Origin of the sequence: Paracoccus sp. (in: a-proteobacteria) (assembly GCF_030538655.1) — a bacterium.
GTDB lineage: Bacteria > Pseudomonadota > Alphaproteobacteria > Rhodobacterales > Rhodobacteraceae > Paracoccus.
The window spans coordinates 1-16,531 of sequence record NZ_JAUNTO010000025.1 but is presented as its reverse complement, the minus strand read 5'-3'; the positions used below and the strand labels follow the sequence as shown (position 1 = coordinate 16,531).

General features: G+C 63.4%; 21 protein-coding genes and 2 pseudogenes. 15 read left to right on the top strand and 8 right to left on the bottom strand.

Annotation, left to right across the window (positions count from 1 at the left end):
- Window positions 1-38: 38 nt before the first annotated feature.
- The 5 genes from Q4G22_RS13715 to Q4G22_RS13695 are packed head-to-tail and all read right to left on the bottom strand — an operon-like array spanning window position 39 to window position 4,024.
- Window positions 39-875 carry a ferredoxin--NADP reductase gene (locus tag Q4G22_RS13715; protein WP_303386457.1) on the bottom strand — a complete coding sequence of 279 codons (837 nt, stop codon included), beginning with the start codon at window positions 873-875 and terminating at the stop codon, window positions 39-41.
- 52 nt (window positions 876-927) lie between these two features.
- Complete coding sequence (locus Q4G22_RS13710) at window positions 928-1,296, bottom strand: DUF934 domain-containing protein (protein WP_303386456.1); 369 nt, start codon at window positions 1,294-1,296, stop codon at window positions 928-930.
- Window positions 1,293-2,024 carry a phosphoadenylyl-sulfate reductase gene (locus Q4G22_RS13705; protein ID WP_303386455.1) on the bottom strand — a complete coding sequence of 244 codons (732 nt, stop codon included), beginning with the start codon at window positions 2,022-2,024 and terminating at the stop codon, window positions 1,293-1,295. Before Q4G22_RS13705 ends, Q4G22_RS13710 begins: the two co-directional genes overlap by 4 nt.
- Entirely contained in the window at window positions 2,014-3,675 is a 1,662-nt protein-coding gene (locus Q4G22_RS13700) for a nitrite/sulfite reductase (protein ID WP_303386454.1), read from the bottom strand. The genes Q4G22_RS13705 and Q4G22_RS13700 overlap by 11 nt, the downstream gene beginning before the upstream one ends.
- Window positions 3,668-4,024, bottom strand: a complete 357-nt coding sequence (locus tag Q4G22_RS13695; protein WP_303386453.1) for a DUF2849 domain-containing protein — start codon at window positions 4,022-4,024, stop codon at window positions 3,668-3,670. The genes Q4G22_RS13700 and Q4G22_RS13695 overlap by 8 nt, the downstream gene beginning before the upstream one ends.
- A gap of 99 nt (window positions 4,025-4,123) precedes the next feature.
- Here Q4G22_RS13695 and Q4G22_RS13690 point away from each other — a divergent pair, with 99 nt between their 5' ends.
- The 4 genes from Q4G22_RS13690 to arsH are packed head-to-tail and all read left to right on the top strand — an operon-like array spanning window position 4,124 to window position 6,764.
- Window positions 4,124-4,648 carry an Lrp/AsnC family transcriptional regulator gene (locus Q4G22_RS13690; RefSeq protein WP_303386452.1) on the top strand — a complete coding sequence of 175 codons (525 nt, stop codon included), beginning with the start codon at window positions 4,124-4,126 and terminating at the stop codon, window positions 4,646-4,648.
- Window positions 4,645-5,667: an NADP-dependent oxidoreductase gene (locus tag Q4G22_RS13685; RefSeq protein ID WP_303386451.1), complete on the top strand. Its 1,023-nt coding sequence runs from the start codon at window positions 4,645-4,647 to the stop codon at window positions 5,665-5,667. The genes Q4G22_RS13690 and Q4G22_RS13685 overlap by 4 nt, the downstream gene beginning before the upstream one ends.
- 51 nt (window positions 5,668-5,718) lie before the next feature.
- Complete coding sequence (gene arsC / locus Q4G22_RS13680; protein WP_303386450.1) at window positions 5,719-6,075, top strand: arsenate reductase (glutaredoxin); 357 nt, start codon at window positions 5,719-5,721, stop codon at window positions 6,073-6,075.
- The gene (gene arsH / locus Q4G22_RS13675) at window positions 6,075-6,764 is read left to right on the top strand and encodes an arsenical resistance protein ArsH (protein ID WP_303386449.1); all 690 of its coding nucleotides are present in this window, start codon (window positions 6,075-6,077) and stop codon (window positions 6,762-6,764) included. Before arsC ends, arsH begins: the two co-directional genes overlap by 1 nt.
- A gap of 17 nt (window positions 6,765-6,781) precedes the next feature.
- Here the strand turns inward: arsH and Q4G22_RS13670 are convergent, their stop codons facing one another.
- Both Q4G22_RS13670 and Q4G22_RS13665 read right to left on the bottom strand, forming a co-directional pair.
- Window positions 6,782-7,042: a DUF1127 domain-containing protein gene (locus Q4G22_RS13670; RefSeq protein WP_303386448.1), complete on the bottom strand. Its 261-nt coding sequence runs from the start codon at window positions 7,040-7,042 to the stop codon at window positions 6,782-6,784.
- Window positions 7,039-7,275: a hypothetical protein gene (locus Q4G22_RS13665; RefSeq protein WP_303386447.1), complete on the bottom strand. Its 237-nt coding sequence runs from the start codon at window positions 7,273-7,275 to the stop codon at window positions 7,039-7,041. The genes Q4G22_RS13670 and Q4G22_RS13665 overlap by 4 nt, the downstream gene beginning before the upstream one ends.
- A gap of 109 nt (window positions 7,276-7,384) precedes the next feature.
- Between Q4G22_RS13665 and Q4G22_RS13660 the strand changes: the two genes are divergently transcribed.
- On the top strand, window positions 7,385-8,254 hold the full coding sequence (locus tag Q4G22_RS13660) for a LysR family transcriptional regulator (protein ID WP_303386446.1): 870 nt from the start codon (window positions 7,385-7,387) through the stop codon (window positions 8,252-8,254).
- Window positions 8,255-8,343: 89 nt separating this feature from the next.
- Here the strand turns inward: Q4G22_RS13660 and edd are convergent, their stop codons facing one another.
- Window positions 8,344-10,146, bottom strand: a complete 1,803-nt coding sequence (gene edd / locus Q4G22_RS13655; RefSeq protein ID WP_303386445.1) for a phosphogluconate dehydratase — start codon at window positions 10,144-10,146, stop codon at window positions 8,344-8,346.
- A gap of 212 nt (window positions 10,147-10,358) precedes the next feature.
- Between edd and Q4G22_RS13650 the strand changes: the two genes are divergently transcribed.
- The 10 genes and pseudogenes from Q4G22_RS13650 to Q4G22_RS13605 form a co-directional block, all read left to right on the top strand.
- Complete coding sequence (locus Q4G22_RS13650; RefSeq protein ID WP_303386444.1) at window positions 10,359-10,745, top strand: NADH-quinone oxidoreductase subunit A; 387 nt, start codon at window positions 10,359-10,361, stop codon at window positions 10,743-10,745.
- Window positions 10,736-11,269 (top strand): NADH-quinone oxidoreductase subunit B family protein, encoded by a 534-nt coding sequence (locus Q4G22_RS13645; RefSeq protein ID WP_303361229.1) that lies wholly within the window; start codon window positions 10,736-10,738, stop codon window positions 11,267-11,269. Before Q4G22_RS13650 ends, Q4G22_RS13645 begins: the two co-directional genes overlap by 10 nt.
- 3 nt (window positions 11,270-11,272) lie before the next feature.
- The gene (locus tag Q4G22_RS13640; RefSeq protein WP_303386443.1) at window positions 11,273-11,908 is read left to right on the top strand and encodes an NADH-quinone oxidoreductase subunit C; all 636 of its coding nucleotides are present in this window, start codon (window positions 11,273-11,275) and stop codon (window positions 11,906-11,908) included.
- Complete coding sequence (locus Q4G22_RS13635) at window positions 11,905-12,336, top strand: thioesterase family protein (RefSeq protein ID WP_303386442.1); 432 nt, start codon at window positions 11,905-11,907, stop codon at window positions 12,334-12,336. Before Q4G22_RS13640 ends, Q4G22_RS13635 begins: the two co-directional genes overlap by 4 nt.
- Window positions 12,336-12,761: a GFA family protein gene (locus Q4G22_RS13630; protein WP_303386441.1), complete on the top strand. Its 426-nt coding sequence runs from the start codon at window positions 12,336-12,338 to the stop codon at window positions 12,759-12,761. The genes Q4G22_RS13635 and Q4G22_RS13630 overlap by 1 nt, the downstream gene beginning before the upstream one ends.
- 1 nt (window position 12,762) lies before the next feature.
- The gene (locus Q4G22_RS13625; protein ID WP_303386440.1) at window positions 12,763-14,004 is read left to right on the top strand and encodes an NADH-quinone oxidoreductase subunit D; all 1,242 of its coding nucleotides are present in this window, start codon (window positions 12,763-12,765) and stop codon (window positions 14,002-14,004) included.
- Window positions 14,004-14,708 (top strand): annotated as a pseudogene (gene nuoE, locus Q4G22_RS13620) (NADH-quinone oxidoreductase subunit NuoE); the annotation flags it as partial. The gene Q4G22_RS13625 and the pseudogene nuoE, both read left to right, overlap by 1 nt.
- A 217-nt stretch (window positions 14,709-14,925) precedes the next feature.
- The gene (locus Q4G22_RS13615; RefSeq protein ID WP_303386439.1) at window positions 14,926-15,747 is read left to right on the top strand and encodes a hypothetical protein; all 822 of its coding nucleotides are present in this window, start codon (window positions 14,926-14,928) and stop codon (window positions 15,745-15,747) included.
- Entirely contained in the window at window positions 15,744-15,953 is a 210-nt protein-coding gene (locus Q4G22_RS13610; protein WP_303386438.1) for a DUF5337 family protein, read from the top strand. The genes Q4G22_RS13615 and Q4G22_RS13610 overlap by 4 nt, the downstream gene beginning before the upstream one ends.
- A gap of 27 nt (window positions 15,954-15,980) precedes the next feature.
- Window positions 15,981-16,531, top strand: a pseudogene (locus Q4G22_RS13605) (NADH-quinone oxidoreductase subunit F); the annotation flags it as partial.

Genomic DNA, 16,531 nt, shown 5'->3' with positions numbered 1-16,531 from the left:
ACCCGCCCTTCTGTCAATGCCAGCGCCATGACGGTGCGTCAGATGCCGTCGCCGACAAAGGCCTTTTCGACGACGAATTCGCGCGGGTCGCTGTTGGCGCCTTCGCGCAGGCCAAAGCCTTCCAGCACGGCTTTGACATCGACGTTAAAGGCCAGGCTGCCGCAGACCATGGCGCGGTCGTTTTCGACGTTCATCGGCGGCAGGTTCAGATCGGTGAACACCTTGCCCGAGGTCAGGTTATCGGTGATCCGGCCCATCAGCGGGGAATCTTCGCGCGTGGTGGTGGGATAATACAGCAGGCGGTTGGCGAAATCCTCGCCATAGAGTTCGCCCAGCAGCGGGTCATGGCGCAGGTTTTCCACCAGTTCGCGGCCGTAGGTCAGTTCCTCGGCGGTGCGGCAGGTGTGCATCATGATGACCTGCTCATACCGTTCATAGGTTTCGGGGTCGCGCATCAGGCTGGCAAAGGGCGCGATGCCGGTGCCGGTGGCCAGAAACCACATCCGCTTGCCCGGCAGCAGCGCGTCCAGCACCAGCGTGCCGACGGGCTTGGGCCGCAGGATGATCTGATCGCCGGGTTTGATGTGCTGAAGGCGCGAGGTCAGCGGGCCGTTCGGCACCTTGATCGAATAAAACTCCAGCTCGTCATCCCAGTTGGGGCTGGCGATGGAATAGGCGCGCAGCAGCGGTTTGTCATTGTCGCCCAAAAGGCCGATCATCACAAACTCGCCCGAGCGAAAGCGCAGGCTGGCCGGTCGTGTGACGCGGAAGGAAAACAGGCTGTCGGTCCAGTGTTTTACCGATGTGACGGTCTGGGCGTCGGGCAGGGTTTTCTTGGGGGCAGCGGTATCGGCCACGGGAAGATCCAGTGTCATCGGTCAATTCCTGAATATCTCTATGCCAAGCAAGGCGGCAGGGAAACCCCGATCAGCCCGCCAATGTGGCGCGGTGATCGAAGTCTTGCCAGTCGGCGCGGGCCAGCCATTGGTCCTGCGGCTGGCGGGCGGCCAGATCGGCGGTGATTTCCACCTCGTCAATGCCGACGCGGCGGGCCATGGCGTATTGATCGGCGATCAGTTTGCCGGTGGCGCGCAGCCGGCCCGCGTAGCCCAATTCGCGGAGTTGCCGCGCCAAGGTAAAGCCGCGCCCGTCGGTCATCGCCGGAAAGTCCAGCGCGATCAGGCTGTGATGCAGGTGATCGGGCAGTTCGGCGGGCGTCGTTTCGGGCGCCAGCGTGATGTCGGCGGCGGCATCAACCGGGTGAAAGCCGTCGTCACGGACCAGAATATTGCTCATGCCGGAACCTTTCCGCGGACCATCTTGCCGCCGATAAAATGAATGCCGCATTCGGTTTTCGCGCTGCCCCGCCAGCGGCCGGCGCGCGGGTCTTCGCCGGGTTTGACGGGCGAGGTGCAGGGCGCGCAACCGATCGAGGGGTAGCCCTTGGCGACCAGCGGGTGACGCGGCAGGCGGTTTTCGATCATGTATTCCTGCACATCCTGCGCCCGCCAGTGGGCCAGCGGATTGATGCGCAGCCGCGAGGGTTCCTCGGGTTCAAAGAACTCCAACTCGGTGCGCTGCCCGCCCTGAAAGCGTTTGCGCCCGGTGATCCATGCGTCGAATTTTGACAGCTCGCGTTCCAGCGGGATCGTCTTGCGGAAATCGCAGCAGGCGTCGGTGTTGAACTGATGCAGGGTGCCGTCGGGGTCGTTGCGGGCGATTTCCGCATCCGAGGCGCGGACGACCTGCACATTGGTCAGGCCCAGTTTGGCCGCGACCTCGGCCTGATATTCCAGCGTTTCGGGGAACAGCATCTGCGTGTCGATGAACAGCACCGGCAGGCCCGGCGCGGCGATGCTGACCATATGCAGCAGCACCACCGATTCCGCGCCAAAGGACGACACCAGCGTGACCCGGCCCAGATCAGGGTCGTTCACGGCGCGGCGCAGCACCTCGACCGCCGCGTGATGGCGATAGCGGTCATTCAGCCGCGCGGCGCGATCTTGGAGAGGTTCATCCAGCATGTGCGGCCTCGGGGTAAAGCGCGGCCTTGAACGGGGCTTGGCCAAGGCGGCGATAGGCGTCGATAAAGCGTTCCTCGGGGCCGCTGCGCAGGTCCAGATAGGCGCGCATCAGCCGGTCGATGGCGGGAACGACCTGATCATAGGGGAAACCGGCCCCGGCGCGTTCGCCAATCGCGGGGATTTCGAACCCGTCGCCGCCAAGGGTGATCTGGTAATTCTCGACCCCGGCGCGATCCAGCCCCAGAATGCCGATATGGCCCAGATGGTGATGGCCGCAGGCGTTGATGCAGCCCGAGATACGGATCTTCATCTGGCCGATCTCATCCTCCAGCCCCTGGGCGCGGAAATGGTCGGCGATTTCCTGCGCGATGGGGATCGACCGGGCGGTGGCCAGCGCGCAGTAATCCATGCCGGGGCAAGCGATGATGTCGCTGGTCAGCCCGGCGTTGGCGGTGGCCAGCCCGGCGTCCAGCAGCGCGTCATAGACCGCCTCAAGATCGGATTTATGGACATGCGGCAGCACCACGTTCTGATCGTGGCTGATGCGGATGTCGCCGTGGCCGAACTGTTCGGCCAGCGTGGCGATCAGGCGCATCTGGTCGCTGGTGGCATCGCCCGGCGTTACGCCCGGCGATTTCAGCGTCACCACGACCGAGGTATAGCCCGGCGCGCGGTGCGGATGCAGGTTGGTATCGCTCCACGATCGGAAACCGGGGCGCGCGGCGCGGGCGGCGTCGAACGCGCCAGTCTCCGCAACGCGGAATTCCGGCGCGGCAAAGCGTTCGCGAAAGCTGGCCAACGCATCGCGGTCGGCGCCGGTAAAGGCGCGGCGGCGGTTGGCGAATTCTTCCTCGGTTTCGGCGCGGAACACGTCGATGCCGCGTTCGGACACGGTGATCTTGATCCGCGCCTTGTATTTGTTATCGCGCCGCCCCGACAGGTTGTAGGTGGCGATGATCGCCTCAAGATAGGGCAGCAGGTCTTCGGCGGGCAGGAATTCGCGGATGACCTGACCCAGCATCGGGGTGCGGCCCAGACCGCCGCCGACCCAGACCTGAAAGCCGGTCTGCCCGTCCTGCCGCACGATGCGCAGCCCGATGTCATGGGCGGCGACAAGGGCGCGATCTTTGGCCCCGGCGGAAATGGCGATCTTGAACTTGCGCGGCAGGAACTGGAATTCGGCGTGGTCGGTGGACCACATGCGGATCATTTCGGCCCATGGGCGCGGGTCTTCGATTTCATCCGCGGCGGCACCGGCGAACACGTCGGTGGTGGTGTTGCGGATGGTGTTGCCGCTGGTCTGGATCGCGTGCATCCCCACGGATGCCAGCGCATCCAGCATATCGGGCACGTCCACCAGCTTGGGCCAGTTGAACTGGATGTTCTGCCGCGTGGTAAAGTGGCCATAGCCGCGATCCCAGCGATCCGCGATTTCGGCCAGCATCCGAATTTGCGTCGGGCTGATGGTGCCATAGGGGATCGCCACCCGCAGCATATAGGCGTGCAATTGCAGATAGACACCGTTCATCAGCCGCAGCGGGCGGAATTCATCCTCGGTCAGCGAGCCATCGAGGCGGCGGGCGACCTGCGCGCGGAACTGTGCGGCGCGGTGACGGATATAATCATCCGAGGTCGTGCGGGAATCAAACATCGGCAGTCTCCGGCTGGCGGGTGCGGGCAGGTTGGAACGGCGTGGACGGCTGTGCGCGGTGGCTGTAATTAGTCGGCCCGTGCTGGCGGAACGCCTCGCGGAAATGGGTCGGTTCGGGGCCGTTGGGGCCGCGCTTTGCCTCGATCAGATAGGGGCCGACAACGATGTCGGACTGCGCCAGGGCTTCGATCAGGGCGATCTGGGCGATGGCTTCGTCTTCGAACAGGGTGGCCTGACGCGGATCATGGGTCCAGCCGCCGTCGCACATCCACACGTTATGACCTTCGCGCAGATGGTTGGCGGTGATGACACCGGGTTTGGCCTGCGTGGGCGCAAAGGCTTTGGACATGGAAGCACCTATCGTTTGGATGATCTCTATATAGAATTTTGTTCTGGATTTTGGCGATAGGGTCGGGAAAATAAGGATGAATTATTGCGAGGGTGCGTCATGGTTGAACATGGTTCCAAAACATCGGGGTCTGATGAAAACGCTGTCCGTCTGGATGACGTGGACCGGAAAATCCTTGCGCTGCTGCAAGAGGATGCCAGCCTGTCGCTGGACGAAATGGCCCGCCGCGTGGGCGCATCCAAGACCCCGGTCTGGAACCGCATCCGCCGTCTGCGCGAAGCCGGGGTGATCCGCCGTCAGGTCGCGATTTTGGACCCCGAGGCACTGGGGCTGGAGGCATGTTTCTTTGTTCTGGTGCGCACCAGCGAACATGACCCCGACTGGGCCGCGCGCTTTCTGGCCGCCGTCCGCGCCCGCCCCGAGGTGATCGAGGCGCATCGGCTGGCGGGCGACATCGACTATATCCTCAAGGTGCAGGTGCGGAATGCGCGTGCCTATGACCGTTTCTATCAGGCGCTGATTTCCGAGGTGAAAATCCACAATGTCACCGCCCTGTTGTCGATGGAAGAGCTGAAGGCCACCAGCGCCCTGCCGATCCCCGATCTGACGGGGGTGCGGGGATGACCAAGGATATGATGCGCGCCTGTATGATGACGACATACGGCGGCCCGGATGCGGCGGCTTTGCGCGATGTGCCGCGCCCGGTCGCGGGGCCGGGGCAGGTCTTGGTGCGGGTGCGCGCGGCGGGGCTGAACCCGGTCGATTTCAAAATCCGGCAGGGGATGCTGAAGGTTATTCAGAAATACCCCATGCCCGCCGTGATGGGCAATGAACTGGCAGGCGAGGTGGTGGATTGCGGGCCGGGCGTCACCGGCTTTGCGCGCGGCGACCGGGTGTTTGCGCGCACGCCAAAGGATGCGATGGGGGCCTTTGCCGAATATGCCGCGCTGCCGGTCGAGGTTCTGGCGCCGATGCCGGCTTCGGTTGACTTTGTGACGGCGGCGGGGGTGCCTTTGGCCGGGCTGACGGCCGTGCAGGCGCTGCGCGACGAACTGGCGCTGCGGGCGGGGGGGCGTGTGTTCATCTCGGGCGGCGCTGGCGGGGTCGGCAGCTTTGCGATCCCTCTGGCGAAATGGATGGGCGCATGGGTCGCCACCACGGCATCCCCGCGCGGGCGGGCGCTGGTCGAACGGTTGGGTGCGGATCAGATCATTGATTACACATCGGAAAATTTCTCTGATCTGCTGGGCGATCTGGATGCCGCCTTTGATCTGATCGGCGGCGACACCTTGATGCAGACCTTTTCCATTATGCGCCCCGGCGGCACGGTCGTGTCTATCGCCGGAATGCCCGAACCCGTCACCGCGCGCAAGGATCTGGGACGCGGGCCGGTGATGGCGGCGCTGTTCTGGCTGGTCTCGCGCAAGATCCGGGCGGGGGCGGCGCGGGCCGGGGTGCGCTATCGTTATCTGTTCATGCACCCCTCTGGCCCCGATCTGGCGCTGCTGGCAGGGCTGATTGACGACGGGGTTCTGCATCCGGTCATCGACCGCGTGTTCCCCTTTGACCAGATCGCGGATGCGATGGCCTATCTGGAAACCGGACGCGCCAAGGGTAAGGTCGTGGTTCAGATGCCAGGCTAGCGCGGCTTTCCGGCCTTGCTGCGGGGCGGGCGCGCGGGCTAGTCTGGGGGCATGAGCGATACCGTTACCATCTGGCACAACCCGAAATGCAGCACCTCGCGCAATGCGCTGGCGCTGATCCGCGATGCGGGCATTGACCCCGTGGTGCGCGATTATCAGAAAGACCCGCCCTCGGTCGCGGAAATCCGGGCGGCGCTGGACGCACTGGGGATTCCTGCGCGCGACCTGATCCGGCAAAAGGGCACGCCTTATGCCGAACTGGGCCTGGGTGATCCGGGGTTAAGCGATGACGATCTGATCGCCGCCATGGCCGCGCATCCGATCCTGATCCAGCGCCCGGTGGTGTTTTCGGCCAGGGGCGCGGTGATCGCGCGGCCGATTGAGGCGGTGCGCAAGGTCTTGCCCTGATGCGCCTGCGCGATCTGCCTGACCCGCATCATCTGCCCGCGCTGGACCGTTCGCGTCTGTTGCCACGTCCGGCGGCGGGGCTTGGCCCCGATGAGCCGCCGGTGCGGGTGTTGCTGCTGTATGGCAGCCTGCGCCCGCACAGCTATTCGCGGCTGGTGGCCGAAGAGGCCGCGCGTCTGCTGATCGTCATGGGGGCCGAGGTGCGGATATTTGACCCCGCTGATCTGCCCTTTCCCGATCAGCACGAGGATGGCCATCCCGCCATCGCCGATCTGCACGAACATGTGTTGTGGAGCGATGCGATGATCTGGTCCAGCCCCGAAACGCATGGCCAGATGTCGGGGCTGATGAAGGCGCAGATCGACCACATCCCGCTGTCGATTGGCGCGATCCGGCCCACGCAGGGGCGCTGTCTGGCGCTGATGCAGGTCTGTGGTGGCTCGCAAAGCTTTAATGCGCTGAATACCATGCGGGTGCTGGGGCGATGGATGCGGATGTTCACCATTCCCAACCAGTCGTCAGTGGCGCGCGTTCATGCCGAGTTTGACGAAAACGGGCGGATGCGGGCTTCGCCTTATTACGACCGGATCGTTGACGTGGCCGAGGAGCTGATCCGCTTTACCGTGCTGACCCGCCCGCATCGCGGTCAGTTGGTTGACCGCTATTCCGAGCGGCCGGCGGCAGGCTAGGGTGCCTGGGCCGCTGTTCAGGCGCTTTCCGAGGTTTGTGCCGCGGATAAAGAATGGCTGGCTACGCCAGTGTGTCGGCGGTTTTGATTACCCGTATCCCATGGCCAGCGGCTGAATTCGTGTTCCGCCTGCGCCCGTGTCAGGCCGATGTCGCGCAGCCGGTCATCGTCCAGTCCGGCCAATGCGCGGCGAGTGCGGGTCAGGGTGACCATGCGGATCAGCCGTTGCCACAGGCCGGGGCGCTGCGTGACCCTATGCTGCGGGGACACGGCGATCATCGTTCTGCACGGCCGGATCGCGGGTGGCGCAGCCACCAGTCGGGCGGATTCCAGTCGCCGCATCTGTGCAGCGCGATCAGCCGGTCGCGGTCCAGCCCCGTCGCGGCAAGCTGGGCGTCGGTGGTGCGTGCCGGATCAGGCAGGTTGGTGCAGCGGTGGTTGCGGCGGGCAAGGATGCGGCGCAACGTGGTGCGGATGATGGACATTGCTTTGGTTTCCTTGATGTGAATCATTCACATCATTTATGGTTGTGGAATTTTTCATCGCCACGATTGATTTGTGATATGGATTATGTCATTCGTGAAATGAATGATTTTGAGGTATACCATCAGGGGGCGTGATATGAGAAACCTCGACATTGCCACACTGCGGTCGCTTCAGGCGGTGGCTGAATGCGGCACCGTGACCCGTGCAGCCGAGGCGCTGAACATGACGCAAAGCGCGCTGTCGATGCAGATGCGGCGGCTGGACGAAACCTTTGGCCGCCCGATGCTGGAAAAGCAGGGGCGCGGCGTGGTGCTGACCGAATTCGCGCAGGCCCTGCTGGGTGAAAGCCGCCGACTGGTGGCGATGAACGATGCGATCATCGCGCGCTTTACCGGGCGGCGGCCCAAGGGGCGGCTGCGGCTGGGGTTCAGTAGCGACTGGCTGCATCTGCATGTGCCGCGCGGCGTGCGCAGCTTTCGGCAGGCGCATCCTGACGTTGATCTGCGCATGAATGACAGCATGACCCGCGATCTGCTGGCTGAGTTTCAGCGCGGCGATCACGATCTGATCGTGACGACGGAATTCGACTGTCCGCCCGGCGCGCATCATCTGTGCAAGGTCGATCTGGAGTGGTTCGGCGCGGTGGGCGGGCAGGCATGGCGGCAGCGCCCCTTGCCGATGGCGAACACGCAGAGCTGCGCCTATATTCCCGTCGCCTGTGCGGCGCTGGATCAGGCCGGGATCGAATGGGTGTCAGTCAATATGGCGGGCGGGAATGATACCAACCGGGTGCTGACGCTGGCTGATCTGGGTGTGAACGTGCATCCGCGCGCGCTGTCGATACCGGGGCTGGAGGTGATCGACCATGGCGGCGCTTTGCCGCCTTTGCCGCCGACCTGGATCAACATCTATGTGACCGATGGTCCCGCATGTGCGCTGGCGACCGATTTCGCCACGCATCTGCGCCATGCGATCATGGAAACCTGCGCTGTCGTTGCGGCGTAGCGCATGGCTGGCACGGGGGCAGGGGGCTGTCTGCCCCCCGTCGCGTTCCGCGACTCCCCCCGAGGATATTTAAGGACAGAAGATGCCGGTCAGACGACCGAGCAGGCCCCCGTGTCGGCAGAACCTGCGGTGGCGCGGAAGGCGGCGAACAGTTCGCGGCCCATGCCGGTGGCGCTGTGGGATGGGTCGAAGGATGCGGGTTCGCGGGTGTCCCAGCCTTGGGTCAGACAGTCGATGGTGCCTGCGGTGGCGTCCATGCGGATCAGGTCGCCGTCACGGATCCGCGCCAGCGGGCCGCCGTTTGCGGCCTCGGGGGCGATGTGGATGGCGGCGGGGACTTTGCCCGACGCGCCGGACATGCGGCCATCGGTGACAAGGGCGACGCGCAGGCCGCGATCTTGCAGCACGGCCAGCATCGGGGTTAATGAGTGCAGTTCCGGCATCCCGTTGGCGCGCGGCCCCTGAAAGCGGACGACGACCACGGTGTCCTGGGTGAATTCGCCTGCCTTGAATGCCGCCTTGACCTGTTCCTGATCGCTGAACACGCGCGCCGGGGCCTGAATGATGTGACGCTCGGGGGCGACGGCAGAGGTTTTGATGACGCCGCGGCCAAGGTTGCCTTGCAGTTGTTTCAGCCCGCCGGTGGGGGCGAAGGGGTCGGATGCGGGGCGCAGGATCTTGTCGTTCAGCGATTCCTGCGCGCCGGGTTCCCAGCGGATCGCAGTGCCGTCCAGTTTCGGTTCGGCGGTATAGCCGTCCAGCCCGGTGCCGTTGATGGTTTTCACATCGGCGTGCAACAGGCCCGCATCCAGCAGGTGGCCAATCATATAGCCAAGGCCGCCTGCGGCGTGGAAGTGGTTCACGTCGGCCAGCCCGTTCGGATAGACGCGGGCCATCAGGGGCACGGTTTCCGACAGATCGTGGAAATCTTCGAGGTCGATCAGCACGCCGGCGGCGCGGGCCATGGCGGGCAGATGCAGGATCAGGTTGGTCGATCCGCCGGTCGCCATCAGCCCGACGATGCCGTTGACGAAGGCGCGTTCGTCCAGCACCTCGCCCGCGGGCAGGTAGTCGTTGCCAAGGCGGGTAATGGCGGCGGCGCGGCGAGTGGCCGCCACGGTCAGGGCCTGACGCAGCGGGGTGTTGGGGTTGACGAATGATGATCCGGGCAGGTGCAGGCCCATGAACTCCATCAGCATCTGGTTGCTGTTGGCGGTGCCGTAAAAGGTGCAGGTGCCGGGTGCGTGATAGCTGGCCATCTCGGCGGCCATCAGCGCGTCGCGGCCCACTTCGCCCGTGGCGAATTGCTGGCGGACCTTGGCCTTTTCGTCATTGGGCAGGCCGGACGGCATGGGACCGGCGGGCACAAAGACGGCGGGGATGTGGCCAAAGGTGGCGGCGGCGATGACAAGACCCGGCACGATCTTGTCGCAAACGCCCAGATACATCGCCGCGTCGAAGGTGTCATGGCTGAGCGCCACGCCTGCGGCCAGCGCGATCACGTCGCGGGAAAACAGCGACAGCTCCATCCCGGCGCGGCCCTGCGTCACGCCGTCGCACATGGCGGGCACGCCGCCCGCGACCTGCACGGTGGCGCCTGCATCATGACCGGCGGCGCGGATGATGTCGGGGAATTTCTCATAGGGCTGATGGGCGGACAGCATGTCATTATAGGCGCTGACGATGCCGATATTGGGTTTGCGGGTGGTCGCCAGATCGTCCTTGTCGTCCATCGCGGCATAGGCATGGGCCTGATTGCCGCAGGACAGATGCGCCCGACGCGGGCCTTGTTCAGCGGCGGCGGCGATTTTCGCCAGATAGGCGGCGCGGCTGGCGGCGGACCGTTCGCGAATCCGGTCGGTAACACGTTCGAGAGTGGCGTTCAGGCGCATCGGGATGATCCTTGAGGCTGTGGCTGTGCGGATGATATACCGTTAGCGTTAACGACGCAACTGCCGCTCGGGGTGATTTCCGGGGCTGCGTCCGGGATTTGGCCGCACAGGATCGTGCGCGACCGTTGACCACGGCAGGCGCGGGGGCTAAACCGGCAACAGCCAAACCCGTCGCGGGTGAGCCATGCCCCCCTCGCGACCTATAGGGGGACATGTCCGTGGAAATGCTGTTGCAGGAATATCTGGCGCGGGAATACCTGCCGATCCTGATCTTTTTCGGGATGGCGTCGGCGCTGGCGCTGGTGCTGATTCTGGCCGCTGCCGTGCTGGCGGTGCGCAACCCCGACCCGGAAAAGGTCAGCGCCTATGAATGCGGCTTTAACGCCTTTGATGACGCGCGGATGAAATTCGACGTGCGGTTCTATCTGGTCGCGATCCTGTTCATCATCTTTGACCTTGAGGTGGCCTTCCTGTTCCCCTGGGCGGTCAGTTTTGCGGGCCTGTCGGACGTGGCCTTCTGGTCGATGATCGTATTCCTTGGGGTGCTGACCGTCGGCTTTGCTTATGAGTGGAAGAAAGGGGCGCTGGAATGGGCGTGATGACCGGCGCGAATACCGCAGGCATTGACCGCGAACATGACGTGCGGCTGATGAATCGTGAATTGCAGGACAAGGGTTTCCTGCTGACCACGACCGAAGACATCATCAACTGGGCGCGCAATGGCAGCCTGCACTGGATGACCTTTGGTCTGGCCTGTTGCGCGGTCGAGATGATTCAGTTGTCGATGCCGCGTTACGATCTGGAACGGTTCGGCACCGCGCCGCGCGCCTCGCCCCGGCAGTCGGACCTGATGATCGTGGCCGGCACGCTGACCAACAAGATGGCGCCTGCGCTGCGCAAGGTCTATGACCAGATGCCCGAGCCGCGCTATGTGATTTCGATGGGGTCATGTGCTAACGGTGGCGGCTATTACCATTACAGCTATTCAGTGGTGCGTGGCTGCGACCGTGTGGTGCCGGTGGACATCTATGTGCCTGGCTGCCCCCCCACGGCCGAGGCGCTGCTGTATGGCATCTTGCAACTTCAGCGCCGCATCCGGCGCACCGGCACGCTGGTGAGGTAAGCCATGGCTGACGCAATCGCCCCCGTTTATCCCGATGTTGATGCGCTGGCCGAACTGGCTGAACACATCGCGCTGCGCCGCCCCGATGATGTGGTGGAAAGCAATATCGCCTTGGGCGAACTGACCGTGACGGCGGTGGCCAACAACATCGTTGAACTGGCCGAATTTCTGCGTGGCGATCCGAACTGCCGCTTTGCCTCGCTGATCGACATTACGGCGGTGGATCATCCGGGCCGCACCGCGCGGTTCGATGTGGTCTGGCATTTCCTGTCGATGTATCGCAACCAGCGTGTCCGCATCAAAGCCTCGGTGCGCGAGGATGAACCCGTGCCCTCGTTGACCGGCGTGTTCCCGAACGCCAACTGGTATGAGCGTGAGGTGTTCGACATGTTCGGCATCGCCTTTGCCGGGCACGAGGATCTGCGCCGCATCCTGACCGACTATGGTTTCCGCGGCCATCCGCTGCGCAAGGATTTCCCGACCACCGGCTATGTCGAGGTGCGTTATGACGACGCGGAAAAGCGCGTCGTTTACGAGCCTGTCAAGCTGGTGCAGGAATACCGTCAGTTCGATTTTCTATCGCCGTGGGAAGGCGCGAAATACGTACTGCCCGGAGACGAGAAAGGGACGGCGACGTGAAACCCGGTCTGGAAATAGGTGCCATGCATGAACATCGTATGACGGTTCAGCCGTCTCATACGGTGCCGGCGCTGTTTTCTGATCTGGACGCCTTTCCCGAAATGCCGCAGGTGTTTGCGACGGCGTTTTATACCGGGCTGATGGAATGGGCCTGCGTCGAGATGATCCGCCCGTTCTATGACGATGGCGAACAATCGCTTGGCACGCATGTCGATTTCAGCCATGTCGCGCCTACCTTGCCGGGGCAGCAAGTCACGGTGACGGCGCGGCTGGCGGAACGTGACGGCAAGTTCCTGTGGTTTGACGTATCGGCGCATGATGGCGTGGATCTGATCGGGCAGGGGCGGCATCAGCGTGCCCTGATCGGTAGCAATAAATTCATGGACCGCTTGGCGCAGAAACGCGCCGTTGTCGGGGCGGGGGTGTGATGGCTAATCAGATACTTTCCGGTCGCTGTGCCTGTGGGGCGTGTTCGTTCACGGCGCAGCCTCATGCCACGGCGGATGTCTGCCATTGCAGCATCTGCCGACGCTGGACGGCGGGCATGTTCATCGGTGTGCAACTGGACGGTGCGCCGCAGATGGCCGAAGGGGCGCCGCTGGGTGTCTGGCAGTCGTCCGACTGGGGCGAGCGGATGTTCTGCCAGACATGCGGTTCATCCCTGTTCTGGCGGACCCATGACGGGGCGCAATATGTTGTTTCGGTCCAGTGCTTTGACGATCCGGCCCGGTTCCCGCTGGAGACCGAGATTTTTATTGATGACAAACCCGCCAGCTATGCGCTGGCCGGGCCGCATAAAACCATGACCGGGGCCGAGTTCATGGCCATGTTTGCCCCCAAGGACGAGGGTTAAGATGATGGACGGCGATATTCGCAACAACAGCTATGACGACGGTTCGGGCGATTTCCTGACCGGCGAACAGCGGTTGCGCAACTTTAACGTCAACTTTGGCCCGCAACACCCTGCGGCGCATGGCGTTTTGCGTCTGGTTCTGGAACTGGACGGCGAGATTGTGGAACGCGCCGATCCGCATATCGGTCTGCTGCATCGTGGCACTGAAAAGCTGATGGAATCGCGCACCTATCTGCAAAACGCGCCCTATCTGGACCGGCTGGACTATGTGTCGCCGATGAATCAGGAACATGCCTATTGTCTGGCGATCGAAAAGCTGACTGGCACCGTCATTCCGCGCCGCGCCAGCCTGATCCGGGTGATGTTCTGCGAGATGGGGCGTCTGCTGAACCACCTGCTGACGCTGACCACCGGCGCGATGGACGTGGGCGCGCTGACCCCGCCGCTGTGGGGGCACGAACCGCGTGAAGATCTGATGATCTTTTACGAACGCGCCTCGGGCGCGCGGCTGCACGCGAACTATTTCCGCCCCGGCGGTGTGCATCAGGATCTGGACGCCCGCTTTTTGGACGATCTTGAGGCGTGGTGCGAAACCTTCCCGGCCAAGGTTGATGACATCCACACGTTGTTGACCGACAACCGCATCTTCAAGCAGCGGCTGGTCGATATTGGCATCGTGTCGCCCGATGATGTGATGGCCTGGGGCTTTAGCGGCGTGATGGCGCGGGGATCGGGCCTGTCGTGGGATCTGCGGCGCAGCCAACCTTATGAATGCTATAGTGAGTTCGACTTCAAGGTGCCGGTTGGCAAGAACGGGGATTGCTATGATCGCTATCTGTGCCGCATGGCCGAGATGTATGAAAGCACCAGGATCATTCAGCAGGCGATCCAGAAACTGCGCGCCGAACCCGTTGGCGATGTGCTGGCGCGGGGCAAGCTGGCCCCGCCCAAGCGCGCCGACATGAAGCGCGACATGGAAAGCCTGATCCACCACTTCAAGCTGTATACCGAGGGTTTCAAGGTGCCCGCGGGCGAGGTTTACGCCGCCGTCGAGGCCCCCAAGGGTGAGTTCGGCGTCTATATGGTGTCGGATGGCACCAACCGCCCTTACCGCGTCAAGCTGCGCGCGCCGGGCTTTGCGCATTTGCAGGCGATGGATTTCATGGGGCGCGGCCATCTGCTGGCCGACATCAGCGCCATCATCGCCACTATGGATATTGTGTTCGGAGAGGTTGATCGCTGATGCTGCGTCGTCTTGCCGCCGTCCAGCCGGACAGTTTTGAGTTCACGCCTGCGAACCTTGAATGGGCGCGGGCGCAGATGACCAAATACCCCGAGGGTCGCCAGCAGTCAGCGGTGATCCCGATCCTGTGGCGTGCCCAGGAACAAGAGGGCTGGCTGACCCGTCCGGCTATCGAATATGTCGGCAATCTGCTGGGGATGCCCTATATCCGGGTGCTTGAGGTTGCGACATTCTACTTTATGTTCCAGCTACAACCCGTTGGTTCAGTTGCGAATATCCAGATTTGCGGCACCACGACCTGCATGATCTGCGGCGCGGGCGATCTGATCCGGGTCTGCAAGGAAAAGATCGCGCCGACGCCGCACACCGTGTCGGCGAACGGGCTGTTTTCGTGGGAAGAGGTCGAATGTCTGGGCGCCTGCACGAATGCGCCCATGGTGCAGATCGGCAAGGATTTCTATGAAGACCTGACCGCCGAAAAGCTGTCGGCGTTGATCGACGCGCTGGCCGCCGGGCAGGTGCCGGTCCCCGGTCCGCAAAACGGGCGCTTTTCATCAGAGCCGCTGGGCGGGCCGATTGCGCTGGCCGCACTCAAAGGGACAGGCGCGCAGTATAACGGCAGCGTGCAGCGCGCCGTTGATCTGGGCGAAACGGTCAAGCGCATCGACGGGACCGAGGTTCCGATCCTGACCAAATGGCTGGGCGGCGCGCATCTGGAAACGCCCCCCGATGAAAATGATCCGGTCATTCAGGCTCAGGCGGAACGCACCAGCGATGCTGCCGCCGCCAAGGGTGCCGATGACGCCGCCGAGGCCGATCATGATCGTGTCGAGGGTGCGGGCGACAGGGAACGCGCAGCCGACGCGGCGGCTGCGGCCAAAGACGATACGTCGGGCAACTGACGGCAAACGGGGGATGCAGGTGCAACGCATAGACAGCCAGCAGACGAACAAGATGGTTGCGGCCGGTATCGGTCTGGCCGTCTGGTTCGCGCTGACGGTCGTCGGCGACCTGCACTGGTTGGCGGGCCTGTTCCTTGGGTTGGTGGCGGCTGGTTTATGCTATGCGCTGGCCGTCTGGCTGGGTGGCGACGATCAGCCCGAATATGATCCCGGCATGTCTGATATGCCGCCGGTCGCTGCGCCGGTAAGGTTCGCTGCGCCAGAACCTGTCGTTGTGCCGGAGCCGAAAGCACCCGCCAGGCGGGAATTGCCGGTCGAGGTGGCAGATGTGGCGACGGGAAAAGCGGTGTCGGAATCGACTGCTCAGCCCGTGCCGCCAGCACCCGCGCCCGCTGCTTTGATGGCTGTGCCCGATCCGGTGCAATCGGCCCCTTCGATCCCCGAGGCGTTCGACGCCCAGCCGGTCAAGGTGAAAAAGCCCAAGAAAGACAAGGACGACAAGAAAAAGTCCAAATCGAAAAAGGCCAAGAAAGACAAGGCAGCCAAGGACGAAAAGCCCACCAAGGCCAAAAAGGCCAAGAAAAAACGGCTGCCCGATGATCTGAAACAGATCAAGGGTGTCGGGCCAAAGCTAGAAAATCTGTTGAACGATCATGGGGTTACGCGATTTGAACAGATTGCGGGCTGGGATGCCGCAGAGATCGACCGCTTTGCCGCGCTGATCGGTCGTATGGGCGCGCGTATCCGGGCCGATGACTGGGTGGGGCAGGCGCGGGTTCTGGCGACCGGCGCGCAAACCGAATTTTCGCAACGCGTCGAGGCGGGCGAGGTGTATGAATGATGGCGGGTCACACCGATACCGCCCAGATGCGCCTTGTCGCCGTGGTGATCGCGGTGGCGATGGTGATGTGGCTGGCGCTGAACTGGGCTGGCGGGCATTATGGCTGGGCGCCGAAATGGGCGTTTCTCGTCGATCTGGCCGCGATCGGCGCTTTTGTCTGGTCGCTGCTGGTGACCTGGCGTATCTGGCGGCGCAGGAACGGGTAAACCCGCCCCAAGAAGGACGTTGATGGAATGCTGAAAGATCAGGACCGCATCTTTACCAACCTCTACGGGATGGGCGACCGCAGCCTTGCGGGGGCAAAGCGCCGTGGCTGCTGGGATGGGACCGCCGATATTATCGCGCGCGGGCGCGACAAGATTGTTGAACAGGTCAAGGCGTCTGGTCTGCGCGGGCGCGGTGGGGCGGGCTTTCCGACCGGGCTGAAATGGTCGTTCATGCCCAAGGAATCCTCGGATGGGCGTCCGTCCTATCTGGTTATCAACGGCGACGAATCGGAACCCGCGACCTGCAAGGACCGCGAGATCATGCGCCACGACCCGCATACGCTGATCGAAGGCGCGCTGATCGCCTCGTTCGCGATGGGGGCGCACGCCTGCTATCTGTATATCCGCGGCGAGTTCATCCGCGAGCGTGAGGCGCTGCAAGCCGCTGTTGACGAATGCTATGATGCGGGATTGCTGGGCAAGAACGCCGCCGGGTCTGGCTGGGATTTCGATTTCTATATTCACCACGGCGCGGGCGCCTATATCTGCGGCGAGGAAACGGCGCTGCTGGAAAGCCT